Consider the following 744-nt stretch of genomic DNA (forward strand, 5'->3'; position numbering starts at 1 on the left):
CCAATCCGCCGCCCGGCAGACTTGGGCAAGCATTCATTTATCAGTTATGTCGACGATTTGGCATTCAGTTCAGAGCTGTTGTACCTGGCGAATGTGCTGCCCGGCGCCAGCGCCAATTTGCGCAGTACCAGCGTGATCGCGCAATTCGTGGCGGCGCAACAGGGGCGGTCACTGGCAATTCTCCCGTGCTTCCTCGCGGCCCAGGACCCACGGCTGCTGCCGGTGTTGCCGCAAGAGATCAACATTACGCGGCAATTCTGGATGTACTGCCGGGAGGACCTGCGCAAGCTCAAGCGGATCACCCTGTTGTGGGATTACATTCGCTCGGTGACTGAACAGAATCAGGGTCTGTTGATGGGGGAAAGCCGGGAGATGTTGTTCGCCGACTAAAAAACTATAAGGAGAAAGGGAGTCCTATCCTAACGACTTCAGAAGGCTATTGGCAACGGTTTGTGACAGGGGTTGTGACAACACTTGTAACACCTCGACGCATACTTTCAGAGGCAGGCACGCTATTTGCCTACGCACGCGGAGAGGGCGTGACTGCCTCCCAAATACTGACCCAAGCCACTCTATGCACGAGCCCAGATCAACGGTCATGGGTTGTCATGAAATGATAAGGCGCTGTCGTCAATTGAAAGGCTGGCAGTCCCCCCACCTATAAACTACTCATATGAACGACTCGGCAAGCCCTGCTATCGGCAGCTGGTTATCCGCGCAAGTGAGCATCCCCCTATCCATAGG

Annotated in this window: 1 protein-coding gene; it reads left to right on the forward strand. The window is 55.2% G+C overall.

Translation table 11 applies throughout. The features are described from left to right. Nucleotides 1-390: LysR substrate-binding domain-containing protein (locus AC1DRJ_RS30860; RefSeq protein ID WP_477805446.1), on the forward strand; the 390-nt coding region annotated here is incomplete at its 5' end. Nucleotides 391-744: the final 354 nt, after the last annotated feature.

It is taken from the genome of Pseudomonas sp. P5_B2, from assembly GCF_056400445.1.